Source organism: Variovorax sp. RO1, assembly GCF_002849325.1.
Lineage (GTDB): Bacteria > Pseudomonadota > Gammaproteobacteria > Burkholderiales > Burkholderiaceae_C > Variovorax.
Map to the genome: position 1 here is coordinate 456,363 of NZ_PKMT01000001.1, position 15,521 is coordinate 471,883.

At 69.0% G+C, this 15,521-nt stretch carries 9 protein-coding genes; 7 read left to right on the forward strand and 2 right to left on the reverse strand.

Going from position 1 to position 15,521, the window contains the following annotated elements; genetic code table 11:
• Positions 1-3: 3 nt before the first annotated feature.
• Positions 4-438: a DUF1841 family protein gene (locus CY658_RS02075; RefSeq protein ID WP_101488644.1), complete on the reverse strand. Its 435-nt coding sequence runs from the start codon at positions 436-438 to the stop codon at positions 4-6.
• A gap of 300 nt (positions 439-738) precedes the next feature.
• Here CY658_RS02075 and CY658_RS02080 point away from each other — a divergent pair, with 300 nt between their 5' ends.
• The 7 genes from CY658_RS02080 (at position 739) to CY658_RS02110 (ending at position 13,965) form a co-directional block, all read left to right on the forward strand.
• Positions 739-5,001 carry a hypothetical protein gene (locus tag CY658_RS02080; RefSeq protein ID WP_257884622.1) on the forward strand — a complete coding sequence of 1,421 codons (4,263 nt, stop codon included), beginning with the start codon at positions 739-741 and terminating at the stop codon, positions 4,999-5,001.
• A 92-nt stretch (positions 5,002-5,093) separates the two neighbouring features.
• A complete protein-coding gene (locus tag CY658_RS02085) occupies positions 5,094-5,591 on the forward strand; it encodes an OmpA family protein (protein WP_101488646.1) in 498 nt (165 codons plus the stop codon).
• A gap of 111 nt (positions 5,592-5,702) precedes the next feature.
• Positions 5,703-8,807 (forward strand): glutamate ligase domain-containing protein, encoded by a 3,105-nt coding sequence (locus CY658_RS02090; RefSeq protein ID WP_101488647.1) that lies wholly within the window; start codon positions 5,703-5,705, stop codon positions 8,805-8,807.
• Positions 8,804-9,097, forward strand: coding sequence for a hypothetical protein (locus CY658_RS02095; protein WP_101488648.1), 294 nt, complete (start codon positions 8,804-8,806; stop codon positions 9,095-9,097). Before CY658_RS02090 ends, CY658_RS02095 begins: the two co-directional genes overlap by 4 nt.
• A gap of 91 nt (positions 9,098-9,188) precedes the next feature.
• Positions 9,189-11,018 carry a peptidase domain-containing ABC transporter gene (locus tag CY658_RS02100; protein WP_101488649.1) on the forward strand — a complete coding sequence of 610 codons (1,830 nt, stop codon included), beginning with the start codon at positions 9,189-9,191 and terminating at the stop codon, positions 11,016-11,018.
• Positions 11,019-11,101: 83 nt separating this feature from the next.
• Positions 11,102-12,397: an HlyD family type I secretion periplasmic adaptor subunit gene (locus CY658_RS02105; protein WP_225617102.1), complete on the forward strand. Its 1,296-nt coding sequence runs from the start codon at positions 11,102-11,104 to the stop codon at positions 12,395-12,397.
• The gene (locus tag CY658_RS02110; RefSeq protein ID WP_101488651.1) at positions 12,394-13,965 is read left to right on the forward strand and encodes a TolC family protein; all 1,572 of its coding nucleotides are present in this window, start codon (positions 12,394-12,396) and stop codon (positions 13,963-13,965) included. Before CY658_RS02105 ends, CY658_RS02110 begins: the two co-directional genes overlap by 4 nt.
• 132 nt (positions 13,966-14,097) lie before the next feature.
• Here CY658_RS02110 and CY658_RS02115 read toward each other — a convergent pair whose 3' ends face one another.
• The gene (locus CY658_RS02115) at positions 14,098-15,510 is read right to left on the reverse strand and encodes a sigma 54-interacting transcriptional regulator (RefSeq protein ID WP_101488652.1); all 1,413 of its coding nucleotides are present in this window, start codon (positions 15,508-15,510) and stop codon (positions 14,098-14,100) included.
• Between the last annotated feature and the right edge of the window lie 11 nt (positions 15,511-15,521).

A 15,521-nucleotide genomic window follows, 5' to 3' on the forward strand; every position in this document is an offset into this window, starting at 1 on the left:
TCGTCAGTCCTTCGTGGCGCGGCGCTGCACGCACGCCACGTACCCATCGCCATCCGGCGGGCGCCCCGCGCGCTGGCTCTCCCACATCATCTGGCCCAGGCAATCCATCGCCTCATGGTGCGCATCCAGCAGCGAGCCGCGGCGCGCGGCCAGCAGCTCGACGGCCTGGCGGATGCCGCGCGGCTGGTCGATGGAGCATTGCTCGCTGATCGACAGGTGCATCGACAAGTGAAGGAACGGGTTCTCGCGGCCGTTCGATCCGTCATACACCCGCGCCACCGCCGCGTCGGCGTCGATCAGGTCCTCGTGGTACTCGGGGTGCTCGTCGATCCAGCCGGCCGCGATGGTCTCCAGCGGCTCCATCGGCAGGCCCTGCCGGTGCTTGGCGTACACGTCGCAGAAGAAGCGGCGCACGTCTTCCTGGGAGGGATTGAACATATCTAGATAGAGGAGAGAAGAAAGGGAGAAAAAACGGGCGGCGCGGTCTGCGCGGCGGGCCTGTGGAAAGTGCGAGAGACGTGTCCGGCGTTCCGGGTACGTGGCGTTACATCGTTACGTAACGAATCGCGAAATGAGGTCTTTGTGGGCTGTTTCGGCGTTCGGCACGCGACGCGGTTTTCAGAAAAATTCTCATACAAATCAATCACTTGAAGCGCCGTTGGCGCGTCGTTGGCACGGCGGAAAAAAAGCGGCACGCAAGTTGCCCCTGTAGATGCATCTTTTGTCACAGAGGCTGCCATGACCGCTCCACAAGCATCGACCGTTTCGACCGAAGGGCTCTCCGCCGCTGGCGCTGCGCCCGTGCTTCTTGCCCAAGCCACCGTCACGCCGTTGGGCGCGCCGGGCATCAGCGCCGGCGCCTCCGCCGCGCCTGCGGCTGTGGCGTCTTCCAGCGTGGGCACATTGTCCAATGCTACGCCCGGCGTTGCAGTGATGCGCGAGGGTGTCCGCATTCCGGTGGACGGCAATCAGACCCTGATGGCCGGCGACCGCGTGATCGTGCCGGACGGCGGCCAGGCCAACGTGCTGTTCCCCGGATCGGCCTCCAACAAGGCGCCGCTGGCCGGCGTCTTCACCAGCGGCACCGATGCAACCATCGGCTCGACCAAGCTGCCCGGTGGCCTCGAACAAGTGAATGTGGACGTCGCCTCGGGCGACCTGCAAGTGACCCCGCCGGACAGCGACGCCGACGCGGCCGCTCTGGCAGTGACCAAGAAGACCGCAGCCGGCAGCGGCATCGGCCTCGGTGAATTCGCGCTGGGCGCCCTGGGCGCCGCGGCGCTGGGTGCTGCGCTCAGCGGCGGTGGCGGCGACGGTGGCACCTCCGGCTTCCCGCTGTTCGTGGGCGGCCCGGGCGGTGAGTCCGATGCGGACGCTGATTCGGATTCCGACTCGGACAGCGACTCGGACTCGGACAGCGACTCTGACTCGGACAGCGACTCGGATTCGGACAGCGACTCTGACTCGGATTCGGATTCGGATTCGGACAGCGACTCGGATTCCGATTCGGACTCGGACAGCGATTCGGATTCGGACTCCGATTCCGACAGTGACTCTGACTCCGACAGCGACTCGGACAGCGACTCTGATTCCGACTCGGACAGTGACTCCGACTCCGACTCCGACTCCGACAGCGACAGCGACAGCGACAGCGACTCCGACAGCGACTCTGATTCGGACTCCGATTCGGACTCGGACAGCGATTCGGACTCGGACTCGGACAGCGACTCCGACAGCGATTCGGACGCCGACGCAGACGCCGACGCAGACGGCGACAGCCTGCTCAACCCCGCTGACGGCATCCTGGGTGGCGCTGTCGGTGGCCTGGATGACGCGCTCGGCCTCGGCGGCTCGCTCACCCCGGTGTCGGAGACGGTCGACAACCTGACCGACGTCGTCGACGACGTGCTGGCTCCGCTGCTCGGCGAAGAGTTCCAGGCCAACGACCCGAACCAGTTCGATCCGATCGACGACACCGTCGGCAGCATCACCGACCCGCTCGGCGGCGTGCTGAGCCCGGTGCTCGATCCGCTGCTCGGTGCCGGCGCCGCCGGTGCCATCACGGACGGCCTGCTCAACCAGGTCGACTACGTGACCGACGCGCTCAACAACGGGCTCGAGAACCTCGTCGGCGACAACGGCATCGTCAGCGGCCTCACCGACGCCCTCGGCCTCGGCGGCGTCACCGACGAACTGCTGGGCGACGACGGCGCGCTCGGCGGCCTGCTCGAGAACGTGCTCGGCGAAGGCAGCCTCGTGGAAGGCGTGCTGGCCGAAGACGGTCTGGTCGGTGGCCTGCTGGCACCGGACGGCCTGGTCGGCGGCCTGCTGGGTGAAGACACCGCCGTCGGCGGCCTGCTCGACACCGTGCTCGGCGACGACGGCCTGGTCGGTGGTCTGCTCGGCGACGGCGCCGTCGGCAACCTGACCGGCGGCCTGCTCGGCGCGGAAGGCCTGCTGGGCGGCCTGCTCGGCGACGAAGGTGCGGTCGGCGGCCTGCTGGGTGACGACGGCCTCGTGGGCGGCCTGCTCGGCGGCGACGGCGCACTGGCCGGCCTCGCCGGTTCGGAAGGCCTCACCGGCGAACTGCTCGGCCAGGGCGGCCTTGTCGACAACCTGCTCGGCCAGGACGGCGCGATCTCCGGCCTGCTCGCAGACAGCCCGCTGGGCGGCCTGCTCGGCGGCGACGACGGTCTGCTGGGCGGCGTGCTCGGCGGTGTCATCGGCGAAGGCGGCCCCATCGGCGGCCTGCTCGGCAACGACGGCCTGGTCGGCGGCCTGCTGAGCGACGACGGCCTGCTGGGTGGTGTGCTCGGCAGCGACGGCCCGCTGGGCGGCCTGCTGGGTGACGACGGCCTGGTCGGTGGCCTGCTCGGCGATGCCGGCCCCATCGGCGGCCTGCTCGGCGGCGACGGCGTGCTGGGCGGCGTGCTCGGCGACAACGGCCTGGTCGGTGGTCTGCTCGGCGGCACCGGCCCCATCGGTGGACTGCTCGGTGACGACGGCCTGCTTGGCGGCCTGCTGGGCGACAACGGCCCGCTGGGTGGCCTGCTCGGCGGCGAGGGCGCCGGCGGCCTGCTCGGACCGGACGGCGTGGTCGGCGGCCTGCTCGGCGAAGACGGCCCCGTGGGCGGCCTGCTCGGCAACGAAGGCCTCCTCGGCGATCTGCTGGGTGGTGTGGTCGGCGGCATCGGCGGTGGCGGCACCCCCGGCACCGGCGCGGCACTGCTCGATCCGGCCGACGGCGTGGTCGCCGGCCTGGCGGCTGGCCTGAACAACGGCGTGCTCGGTGACCTCGGCCTGGGCGACCTGCTGGCCCCGGTCGCGCCGCTGACCGACAGCGTGACCGACACCGTCGATGGCCTGCTGGCCCCGGTGCTCGGCGAGAGCTTCACGCCGAACAACCCGAACGTGCTCGACCCGGCCGACAGCCTCGTCGATGACGTCACGGACGGCGTGGCCGACCTGGCCAGCCCGGTGGTCGACCAGCTGCTCGGCGCCGGCGCGACAAGCGGCCTGCTGAACGGGGTGGACACGCAAGTCGACTTCGTGACCGACGGCGTGGCCAACCTGATCGGTGGCGATGGCCTGCTGGGTGGTGTCCTCGGCGGTGACGGCGGCCTGTTGGGCGGCGTTCTCGGCGGCGACGGTGGTCTGCTGGGCGGTGTGCTCGGTGGCGACGGTGGTCTGCTCGGTGGCGTGTTGGGTGACGACGGTCTGCTGGGCGGCTTGCTCGGCGGCGACGGTGGTCTGCTCGGTGGCGTGTTGGGTGACGACGGCCTCCTGGGCGGCGTCCTCGGCGGCGACGGCGGTCTGCTCGGCGGCGTGCTGGGTGACGACGGCCTTCTGGGCGGCTTGCTCGGCGGCGACGGCGGTCTGCTCGGTGGCGTGTTGGGTGACGACGGCCTGCTGGGCGGCGTCCTCGGCGGCGACGGCGGTCTGCTCGGCGGCGTGCTGGGTGACGACGGCCTTCTGGGCGGCTTGCTCGGCGGCGACGGCGGTCTGCTCGGTGGCGTGCTGGGTGACGACGGCCTCCTGGGCGGTGTTCTCGGCGGCGACGGCGGTTTGCTCGGCGGTGTGCTGGGTGATGACGGCCTCCTGGGCGGCGTCCTCGGCGGTGATGGCGGCTTGCTCGGCGGCGTGCTGGGTGATGACGGCCTGCTGGGCGGTGTCCTCGGCGGCGACGGCGGCCTGCTCGGCGGCGTGCTCGGCGACGACGGCCTCCTGGGTGGTGTCCTCGGTGGCGTGACCGGTGGCGACGCTGGCGGCCTGCTCGACGGCATCCTCGGCGACGACGGCCTCCTGGGCGGCGTCCTCGGCGGCGTGACCGGCGGCGACGCTGGCGGCCTGCTCGACGGCATCCTCGGTGACGACGGCCTGCTGGGCGGTGTCCTCGGCGGCGTGACCGGCGGTGACGCTGGTGGCCTGCTCGACGGCGTGCTCGGCGACGACGGCCTGCTGGGTGGTGTCCTCGGTGGCGTGACCGGCGGCGACGCTGGCGGCCTGCTCGACGGCGTGCTGGGTGACGACGGCCTGCTCGGTGGGGTTCTCGGCGGTGACGGCGGCCTCCTGGGTGGTGTCCTCGGCGGCAGCGAAGGCGGTCTGCTCGGCGGCGTCCTCGGTGACGACGGCCTGGTCGGCAGCCTGCTCGGTGCCGATGGCCTCGTGGGCGGCCTGCTCGGCGGCCTGACGGGTGGCACCGAACCGGTGGCCGGCATCCTGGAACCGGTGACGAGCCTGCTCGACGGCTCGGCCGGCTCGGTGGTCTCGACGGTGGTCGACACCGTGACGACCGCGGTCGAACCGGTGACCGACATCCTGGCCGGCACGCCAGCGGCTCCGGTGGGCGCGGTCGTGACCGGTCTGCTGGACACCGTCGAACACACGGTGGCCCCGGTGCTCGACAACGTGCTCGCCCCGATCTCCAGCCTGGTCGACCAGAGCCCGACCGGCGGTGCCCTGGCCCCCGTGACCAACATCCTGCACGGCCTGCTGGGCTGATCCAAGGGATACGACGAAGGAGAGGAAGGGAAACCTCGATAGCAAGCAGACAGGGACAGGCCGCCAGCGGCCTGTCCCGCGAAAGGACCGTCATGAACAAGAATTTCCGGATACTGGCCCTCGTGGCAATGAGCGCAAGCCTCGTTGGGTGCGTTGTGCCTCCCAAGGGCGGTCGCGACGACGCGACCTACTACTACTCCAACAAGAGCGTGCGCGAAGTGCCCAAGCCGGAGCCGGCACCCCCACCGCCGCCGCAGAACACACCGGCCAAGATCGTCTACTTCGACTTCGACAAATACGACGTCAGGGCCGGCGACCGCAGCATCGTCGAGGCGCACGCGGGCTACATGCGCAACCGGCCGGCGAGCCGCGTGGTCATCGAAGGCAACACCGACCTGCGCGGCGGCCGCGAGTACAACCTCGCGCTCGGCCAGCGCCGTGCCGAGTCCGTGCAACGCATGCTCACGCAGATGGGTGTGCCGGCCGAACGCATCGAAGCCGTCAGCTGGGGCATTGAAAAGCCCGCATCGCTTGCCACCACCGAGGAGGGCCATCAGCTCAATCGCCGCGCCGAATTCAGCTACCGCTGAACCGGGTCCACGCGATGATTCCGAGGGCAGTGCCCGGTTCGCGATCACGTCGTCCAAGCGAGAGCAGATGACGGACGCGACCGGTCGCCGCTCGCATTCGACCGGAGCCGAATGATGTCCTTCTCAGACCAGCTCCACGCCTGCCACGAGCGCCTGGTGTCCGTGTGCGCGGCACTGCCCGCACCGTACCCGGCCTTCACGCTCTTCTTCTCGGTGAGCGACGGCGCCCAGCGTGCACACGTCGTGCATGCACGGGCCGACGACTTCGAAACCGCCTGGCGCGAAGGCGCCGACCTCGTCGAGCGATGGGTGCGCGAGCGCGGCATCGTCTCGCCCTGGCTGCGCATCGACTGGGTCGAGGGCGCCAGCCCCATGGACTGGACGCAGTTCAAGACCCAGCTCACCGCCGTCAAGCGCAACTACTTCCGGCTCGGCCTGGCCTTCGACCAGGACTTCGGCTTTGCCTTCACCGAGCAGGAACTCAACGCCAACGCCATGCTGTGCGGCGATTCGACCATCGCGCATTCGGTGGTGAACGTGCGCAACTTCGACGTCTATGCGCAGGCCCGCTTCGAGCGCACGCTGCCGCTGGAAGAATCGTCGGAGCGCACGGTGTACCTGCTGGCCACGGTCGGCGTGTTCTGCCAGCCCGACGGCGTGGTGCACAAGCTCGTGGGCACGGGGCTCGACGCGGGCCGCCGCCAGCTGCCGGCGCTCAACCCGCAGTCGGTGCTCGAGCTCGTGCGCAGCGGCTCGTCGTACCTGGCGCGCCAGATGCAGAGCGACGGCCTGTTCGTGTACGGCTACTTTCCGTGCTTCGACCGCCGCATTCCGACCTACGACGCGATGCGCCACGCGGGCACCGTGCACGCCATGCTCGAGGCCTGGGAGCTCACGCGCGACGACACGCTGCGCGCGGCCATCGACCGCGCCATCGACCACCTCACCGACGCGCTGATCCGCGACTACACGCTGCCCGACGGCCGCGAAGTGGCGTACCTCGTCGACACCGGCGGCGAGATCCGCCTGGGCGGCAACGCGGCCTGCGTGCGCATGCTCGTGCGCTACTGCGAGCTGATGGAAACGCGCCACTGGCTGCCGCTGCTCGAGAAGCTCGCCCTGGGCATCGTGGCGCTGCAAGACCCGGCCAGCGGGCGCTTCGACCACGTGCTGCATGCGGCCGACCTCACGCTCAAGCAGGCTTCGCGCGTCATCTTCTACGACGGCGAGGCGGCCTTCGGGCTCATGCGCCTGTACGGCCTCACGCGCGATCCGCGCTGGCTGGCCTCGGTCGAGAAAGCCTTCGACCATTTCATTGCGAGCCAGCACTGGCAGTCGCACGACCACTGGCTCAGCGGCTGCGTGAACGAGCTCACGCAGTGGAGCCCGCAAGAGCGCTACTTCCGCTTCGGGCTGCAGAACGTGGCGGGCTACCTCGACTTCGTGCTCGACCGCAAGACCACCTTTCCCACGCTGCTCAGCCTCATGCTGGCGGCGCAGCAGATGCTGCAGCGGCTCGAAAGCATGCCCGCCATGCGGCACCTGCTCGACGAGCTGGACACCGAGAAGTTCTACCGCGCGCTCGACTACCGCGCGCACTACCTGCTCAACGGCTTCTTCTGGCCCGAGATGGCGATGTACTTTCGCCGGCCGTCCACGGTCGTCGGCGCCTTCTTCGTGCGGCACCACTCGTTCCGCGTGCGCATCGACGATGTCGAGCAGTACGTGACGGGCTTTGCGGCCTACCACCGCTACCTGCTGGACCGGCGCAGCCAGCCCGGCGGCCCCGGCCCCGGAAGCGGCGGCAGTGGGGGCGGCGGTGGCGTGCGCGACGACGGCGCGGTCTGGACCGCCGGCGAGATGGCGCGCGTCACCGGCGGCGAATGGGTCGTCAAGCCCGAAGACGGCTGGCGCGCCACCGGCGTGACCCAGCGCACCTTCATGCGCAAGGGCCGCGTCGTGTTCGAACACCAGGCCCGGCCCTCGAAGACACCGCTGGCCGCCGTCACGCTCAAGGGCGTGCTGCAGCCGGCCGCGGCCGTGCTGTGCACCGACCCCAAGCCGCACCTGGACAAGCGCGTGCCCGTGCTGCAGGTGGCCAACGTGCTGCAGGCCGTGCTCGAGCTCGGCGACCATGCGCGCACCCAGTTCACCGGCCGCGTGTGCGGCGTGCTCGGCAGCGGCGCGGGCAGCAGCACCGTGGCCGCCATGCTGGCCGGCGCGCTCACCGTGTGGGGCGAAGTGGCGCAGCCCGAAGGCAGCATCAGCCTGCCGTCGGGCATTGCGTGGAACCTCACCTGCATGCCGCGCCACGCCGCCTACTGGGTGCTCGAGATGGGTACCTCGCACATGCCCGCATCGGCGCAGCTCATGCGGCCGTCGCTCATCGTGGTGACGGGCATCTCGGCCGCATCGCAGAAGCACCGCGGCCCGTCGGAGGCTGCCGCGCGGCTCGACTGCCGCATGTTCCAGGCCATGGCCGCGGGCGACCGCGTGGTGCTCAACCGCGACATGCCCGAGTTCGCCACCTTTGCCGAAGCGGCCATGGCGCATCAGTTGCAGATCGTGACCTACGGCGAGCACAAGGACGCCGACGTGCGCCTGCTCGCCTTCGACCACGGCGAGGTGCAGGCCGAGGTGGCGGGCGAGCCCTTTCAGCTGCGCCTGAACGCGCCGGGCCGCCACATGGGCGCCAGCGCCGTGGCCGCGCTGGCCGCGCTGCAGGCGCTGCGCCTGCCGCTGGCCGCTGCCGTCGAACCCTTTGCGCACTTCGAGCCGCCGGGCGGACGCGGTGCGCTGCACACCATTCACATCGGCGGCGGAAGCTTCAAGCTGATCGATGAAACCTACGACGCCAACCCGAGTTCGATGCGGGCGGCGCTTGAGTTGCTGTCACAAGCCCCCTGCGAGCCTGCGCGCCGGGTGGCCATTCTGGGCGACATGCAGGAGCTGGGGCCCGCGGCGCAACGCCATCACCTCGACTTGGAGGCCGAGTTGCTGGCGTCGCAACCTGACCGCGTGCTCCTTTGCGGACCCTTGATGCGGGCGCTTCACACGCGCATCCGCACCAAGGTCCGCTCCCATTGGTTTGTCGATGTGTCCGACCTCTCCACCGCACTCGGCGGGCTGCTGCAACCAGGCGACTGGGTGCTGGCCAAAAGCTCCGCCGGTGTCGGTCTTTCCCGGCTCGCCCGGGTTCTGAAAGCACTGCCATGAGATGGAACGCGTTGGTCCACATTCCCTATGACTCCGAACCCGAGGTGCCGCCGCGGCGCTGGTGGCTGGGCTGGCTCCAGCTGCTGTGCGCCTGGGTGCTGCTGATGCTGCTGTGCGCCAACATCGCACTCGCGTTTGCCGACAACCTGCCGTCTACGTCCAGCCGCAGCGCTACCCATTCGTCTACCCAAAAAACAATGAATTGCACGCTCAGGGAAAACACCGCGCCGCACGGAACGCACGGTGCGCAAGCGACCGGTCCGGCGCAGGTTCGCGCACACCGATGCTGAGAGGCGTCAGAGGCGAATTTCTGCCTTGTAACGATCGGGTAACAGTTGATAATGGGGCCGGCGTCGTTGCCCGACGGATCGGTCTTTTCCCATGATCAAGTTCCTCTTGCCCAGCCAGCTGGTTGCCGACAGGCCGGACGTTCCCGGCGCCAGTCCGTATGCCGGTGCGCTGAACGATGCGTTTCGCGCGGCCTACCCCCTCGTCAAGAGCGCGGCCTGGTTGTCGCTGCCCATCAGCCTGTTCGGGCTGCTGCCTTCCATCTTCCTGCTCCAGGTGTATGACCGCGTGCTCTCGCGCAGCGGCGTTTCCACGCTCGCTGCGCTGGTGTGCGGCATCCTGTTCTTCCTGTGCATCGAGTTCTGGCTGCGCACGCGGCGTTCGCGCCTGCTGCGCAACGCGGGCGCCACCGTCGACCACGGCGTGTCGGGCGCGCTGCTGCACTCCATGCTCGGGCGCCCGCTGCGCGCGCTCGAGGCGCGGCCGGCCTCGTCCTGGCAGCTGTTCTTTCGCGATGTGGGCGCGGTGCGCGGCACCGTCACCGGCGGGCTCGCGCAATCGATCTTCGACCTGCCGATGGCGATCTTTGCGCTGATCGTGATCGGCATCGTCGCGCTGCCGGTGCTGCCCGTGGTGGCGGCCTTCCTGGCCATCATGTCGTTCCTGGCCTGGTGGTGGGCCGACGAAGTGCGCGCCGGCCGCGTCGAAGAAGTGCTGCGCGGGCGCGGCCTGGACCGCATCACCTCCGAGATCTGCCATGCGCGCGAGACGCTCAAGGCGCAGTCGAACGACGGCCCGACCATCGACGTCTGGCAGCAGACCTACAACGCCTGGCTCAGCGAGAGCTTCGGCAAGAACGGCCAGATCGAAACCGCACGCGACGGCACCACCGTGCTGCTCACCGTGTTCTCGGTGATCGTCGTCACCGTCGGCGCCATCGCCGTCATGCAGCAGTGGATGACGGTGGGCGGCCTCGTCGCCTCCAACATGCTTGCGCTGAAGGCGCTGCAGCCGGTGGCCGGGCTGGTGTCGAACTGGCGCGCACTCGCTACTGCCAAAGAAGCCGCCAAGCGCCTGGAGACCGTGCTCGGCGAACCGGTCGAGAAAGCGCCCACCGGCATGGCGCTGCCGCAGCCGCTGGGCCGCGTCACGCTGAAGGACGTGAGCTTCAGCTTCACCGAAGACGCACCGCAGCCTGTGCTCGAAAACGTCGACCTCGACATCGGCCCCGGCGGCCTGCATGTGATCGTCGGGCGCAACGGCGCGGGCAAGTCGACGCTCGTGAAGCTGCTGTCGGGCCTGTACACGCCCACGCACGGCGTGGTGAGCATTGGCGAGTACGACCTGTCGCAGTTCGGCCGCGAAGAGCTGTCGCGCTGGATCAGCTATCTCTCGCAAGAGGTGTACTGGTTCGGCGGCCCGCTGGTCGACACCATGCGCCGCGGCGCACCGGGCCAGAGCGACGAGCAGATCGTCGCGGCCTGCAAGCTCTCGGGCGCGCACGACTTCATTTCGCGCCTGCCCGACGGCTACCGCACCGTGGTGGGCGAGGGCGGCACCGGCTTCTCGGTGGGCGAGCGGCGCAAGCTCGCGCTCGCCATGAGCTTCCTTCGCAAGCCCTCGGTGCTGGTGCTCGACGAGCCCAGCAACGACCTCGACTTTCAGAGCGAGCGCAACCTGCTCGCGACCATGCTCGCGGTGGCCAAGGTGCGCACCGTGGTCGTGGTCACGCACTCGCTGCGCATCGTGTCGGCGGCCACCACCGTCTATCACGTCACCGGCCAGGGCAACGTGGAAATCGGCTCGGCCGCCGTCATGGTGCCCAAGCTCTTCGGCGTGAAGAAGCCGCTGGTGGCGCTGGGCGACAGCGAGGACGGCAGCAGCAATGCCGGCGTCCCCACCGCGTCGCGCTCGATGGCGTGAGCGACTTGCGTGCTTGATTGATCGATTGACCGACTGACAGACAGAGACAGGGGTACGGGATTTTGAAACCAGACTTGCCGCAGGTGCTTCAGGGCGAGAGCGAGAAACAGGCGGCGCAGACCACGCCGCAAGGCCGCCGGCGCCAGTGGATCATCGGCGGCGCGGTCGCGGTGCTGGCGGCGGTGGGGCTCGGCTTTCCGATGGAAACCGTCGTTGTCGCGCCGGGCCGCGTGATCCCCTCCGACCGTGTGAAGTCGATCCAGCACCTGGAAGGCGGCATCGTCAGCAACGTGCTCGTGAAAGACGGCGACAAGGTCAAGCAGGGCCAGTCGCTCGTCGAGATCGACCTGGGCGGCAGCGGCCTGAACTTCGAAGAGCTCACCGCGCGTTATGCCGCCACGCAGGCCACCCGCGTGCGCCTCATCGCCGAGAGCCGCGGCCAGCCGCTCAAGCGCGATTCGTTCGATGCAGAGATCGACGAAGCCGTGCTCGAAGGCGAGGTCGGTGCCTACCAGGCGCGCGCGCTCGAACAGCGCGGCGTCATGGCCGGCGCCGTGTCCGCCCTGGAACAGGCGCGCAGCAAGCAGCTCGAGCAGCAGGCCAAGGCCAAGGGCCTGGCCGACCGGCTCGCGCTGATGCAGAAAGAGCAGGAAATTTCGGAGCAGCTGCTCAGCGAAAAACTCGTCGGCCAGGTCGAGGTGCTCGAGAAGCGCCGCCAGGCCGAAGGCGTGCGCAGCGAACTTGCCGTCGCGCGCCAGGGCATCATCTCGGCGCAGGCCGCCATCACCGAGGCGCAGGCCAAGATGGCCGAGGCCGAAGGCCGCTACCGCCGCCGCGCATCGGACGAACTTGCCACGGTCGAACGCCAGTTCGCCAGCCTGAGCGAAGACCTCGCACGCGCCCGCACCCAACGCTCGCGCACCGTCGTCAAGGCGCCGGCCGACGGCATCGTGAAGGGCCTGCGCAGCTCCAGCGCCGGCTGGGTCGTGAAGCCCGGCGAAGCCATCTTGGAAGTGGTGCCCGACGAGGACGAGATCATGGTCGAGGCGCGCCTCAACCCGAACGACCGCGGTTTTGTCGAAGTGGACCAGCTGGCGCGCGTGAAGATCACCGCCTACGACTACCTGCGCTACGGCGCCGTCGACGGCAAGGTCAAGCTCGTGGCGGCCGACGCCGACCGCGACGCCGCCATTGCCAACGGCACGCCGTACTACCGGCTGCTCATCAGCATGTCGCAGTCGCACGTGGGGCGACCAGAAAACCGCGTCACCGCCGGCATGGAGGCCGAAGTCGATCTGCGCGTGGGAACCGATCCGTTCATCTGGTACATCCTGCGGCCTGTGCTCAAACTGCGGCGCGAAGCCTTCCGCGAACCATGAGCAAGCCCGTGTTGCCGGGCCGGCGCGCGCGCATCGCCCCGGGTGTGCTCTGCGCGACCTTGTGCGTCAGCATGGCGCTGCCGCCCACCGCCTACGCCCAAGCCTCCGAGCCGGAGGGGCCGCCCGCGTCGCTCGCACTGTCGCGCCGGCTGTCGCCACCGTCCCTCGGCGCTGCGAGCTACGCACAGCGCGTGAAGCAGGCGCTCATTGCGCTGTCGCAGGAATACCCCGAAGTTCTGACCGCGCAGGCCGCGGCCAACACCAGCAGCTTCGGCGTTGACGCGGCCCGCATGGCGCGCTACCCGCGCTTCAAGGTCGGCACGTCATCGGGCACCTACAGCAGCGGTGCCAAGGACGCGAAGAGCGAGAACTACACCGTGCTCACCGCCGAAGCGCGCGTGAGCCTGATCGACGGCGGCGCCATGAGCGCTGCACAGCGCGCCGCCGAGCTCGGCAACCAGGCCGACGACGAAGCCGTGGTCACCACCTCGCAGAAAGTGGTGCTCGATGCGCTCACCGCCTACCTGCAGGTGCAGCGCTTCGACCTGAAAAAGCAGATCGCGCACCGCGCCACCGAAGTCGTGGCCGACCTGTCGAAGGCCGAGGCGCGCCGCGTGGCCCTCGGCGTGAGCGGCGACAACGACCTCAACATGGCCGCCTCGCGCCGCGCCCTCGTCGCCGCGCGCGAGTCCGACTTCGAGGCCCAGCGCGACGAGGCACTGGCCAAGTTTCGCAACTACTTCAAGTTCTCGCCCGCCCCCGAATCGCTGCCCGTGCTCGCTGCGCCGTCGCACTGGCGCATCGGTTCGCAGGAAGAAGCGCTGCGCCGCGCCGAAGCGCGCAGCACCGAACTGGCCGAAGCCCAGGGCCGCGTGGCGCGTGCGCGTGCGCTGGTCGACCAGACGGAAGCCGGCCTGTACCCCACGCTCGACGCCGTCGTCGTGAAGAGCAAAGACCCGCGCGGCGTGTCACCGCAAGACCCGACACGCGCCGCGTTTGAATTGAACTGGAACTTCGGCAACGGCTTCGACCGCCAGCTCAAACTCAAGGGCGCGCTGGCCGAAGTTGCGAACCAGGAAGCCAAGATGGAGGGCGTGAAGCTCAACCTGATGGAGCTCACCGCGTCGTCGTGGTCCCGCACCGTGGCCGGCCGCGAACGCGAGCGCCAGTTGATGGAAGCCGTCAGCACCTCGGGCCAGGCCTTCCGCGGCCGCCGCCGCCTCATGGAGTTCGGCCGCGAGACCCTGCCCCAGGTGCTCGATGCCCAGCTCGACTACTACACGCTGCTGTTCGACTACATCGACGGCGTGTTCGATCTGCGCATTTCGGAACTGCGCCTGGCGCGCACCACCGGCGAACTGCGCATCGACCCCATCGGCGTCAACAACTGGATCGACCGCATCTTCGGCCCCCCGAGCCGCAACGTCTTGACCGAAGACGGCCTGCTGGGCGCGCTGTGCATCTCGAGCAACACGGCCTGCGCGAGCGAACCGCTGGTCGATCGCGCGCCGGGCGCGGCGATGGCGAACCCGCCGCTGCGCCGGACGACGCGCCTCGGAATCAACTGACCCACGAGGCAAGCGAGAGCGAAGCCCTTTCGTGAAACACCGAGGAACCGGCTTCGCCGGGCCTCAGGTGTTGCCTCTGTTGGGGAAAGAAGAAGCGGACACGAAGTGCCGCGCAGCTCGAGGGCGAGCCAATCAGGTCTCTTCGGGAATGCCGGGTTCGCCGTCGAGGATCTGGTACTTGCGCATCTTTTCCCACAGCACCTTGCGGCTGATGCCGAGATGCTGCGCCGTGTCCTGGCGCTTCCAGTCGTTGATCTCGAGCGCCGCGATGATGCGGTTGCGCTCGCCGCTGTTCCAGCCCTTGCGATCACCGTTTGCATCGAGTGCCACACCGTTGCCGTTGCGGTCGGTGACCAGCGCAGCCGGTGCCGGCGTGCCGCGCGTGAGTGCGATCGCGCGCTGGATCAGGTTCTGGTCCCAGGCGTGCAACTGCCGCGCGATCACGCCCACGCGCTCCGCAAGATTGCGCAACTGCCGCACGTTGCCCGGAAAGTAGGTTTCGGCCACCGCATCGCTGAGCCAGTGCGGCGTCTCGCCCAAGGCTTCGAGCTCGTCGCCCAACACGTTCGTCAGCAGCGCCTTGAAGATCGCGATCTTGTCGATCTCGCCACGCTCTTCGAGGCTCGGCACATGCAGCTCGATGACCGCAAGCCGGTAGAACAGATCGGCACGAAACTCGCCACTCGCCACCATCTCGCGCAGGTTGCGATTCGTCGCCGCCACGAGCCGGAAGTCGACGCGAATCGGCGACGTCGCCCCCAGCCGCGTGACCGCACTGTCTTCGAGCACGCGCAGCAACTTCACCTGCTGGTAGCGCGGCAAGTCACCGATCTCATCGAGGAACAACGTGCCCCCCGTCGCTTGCTCGAAGTACCCGCGGTGCGCATGCACGGCGCCGGTGAACGAGCCCTTGGTATGGCCGAAGAACAGCGACTCGAACAGCCCATCGGGAATCGCGCCGCAGTTCACCGCCACGAACGCGCCCTTGCCGTACTGCTGGTGCCCGATGTGAAGCTGCTGCGCTATGCGCTCCTTGCCGACCCCGGTCTCGCCGCGCACCAGCACCGGGTGGTTGCAGTCCGCAAAGGCGCCCACTTCGGCGAGCAGCCCTTTCATCGCATCGGAATGCGCCACCAGCATGTCGGGTGCCTGCGGCGCGACATCGCGCGCGCGCAGCTGCCGAACCAGCTTGGCCACCATCGTGCGCAGCTCGGCGCAGGTGAAGTCGTAGGGCAGAACGTGCAGGTACTCAGGCGGATACGTGCGCGAATCGCGCTCGCGCGATGCCGCAGCGACCCAGATCACCGGCATGCCTTGCAGCAGCTCGGTCGCGTGCGGCAACCCGCCGCCATCGATGACAGTGACGCTGATGATCGCGACGGAAGGGCGCAGCGCGACACCACGGTCCTGCGAAGGCGGCGGCAGGCCATCGGCCCGGATGACTTCCACGTCGAAGCTCGCCATGCACCGCGCAATGCGGTCGAGGATGTCGGCTTTGCCTTCCCAGACAAAGAGGTCGAGTTCGTCGAAGCTAGGGGCGGTCATGTATCGAGGAA

Excerpts from the sequence above, each read along its gene's own strand:
- CY658_RS02075 (WP_101488644.1), bottom strand. The coding sequence starts at position 438 with ATGTTCAATCCCTCCCAGGAAGACGTGCGCCGCTTCTTCTGCGACGTG.
- CY658_RS02080 (WP_257884622.1), top strand. The coding sequence starts at position 739 with ATGACCGCTCCACAAGCATCGACCGTTTCGACCGAAGGGCTCTCCGCC.
- CY658_RS02085 (WP_101488646.1), top strand. The coding sequence starts at position 5,094 with ATGAACAAGAATTTCCGGATACTGGCCCTCGTGGCAATGAGCGCAAGC.
- CY658_RS02090 (WP_101488647.1), top strand. The coding sequence starts at position 5,703 with ATGATGTCCTTCTCAGACCAGCTCCACGCCTGCCACGAGCGCCTGGTG.
- CY658_RS02095 (WP_101488648.1), top strand. The coding sequence starts at position 8,804 with ATGAGATGGAACGCGTTGGTCCACATTCCCTATGACTCCGAACCCGAG.
- CY658_RS02100 (WP_101488649.1), top strand. The coding sequence starts at position 9,189 with ATGATCAAGTTCCTCTTGCCCAGCCAGCTGGTTGCCGACAGGCCGGAC.
- CY658_RS02110 (WP_101488651.1), top strand. The coding sequence starts at position 12,394 with ATGAGCAAGCCCGTGTTGCCGGGCCGGCGCGCGCGCATCGCCCCGGGT.
- CY658_RS02115 (WP_101488652.1), bottom strand. The coding sequence starts at position 15,510 with ATGACCGCCCCTAGCTTCGACGAACTCGACCTCTTTGTCTGGGAAGGC.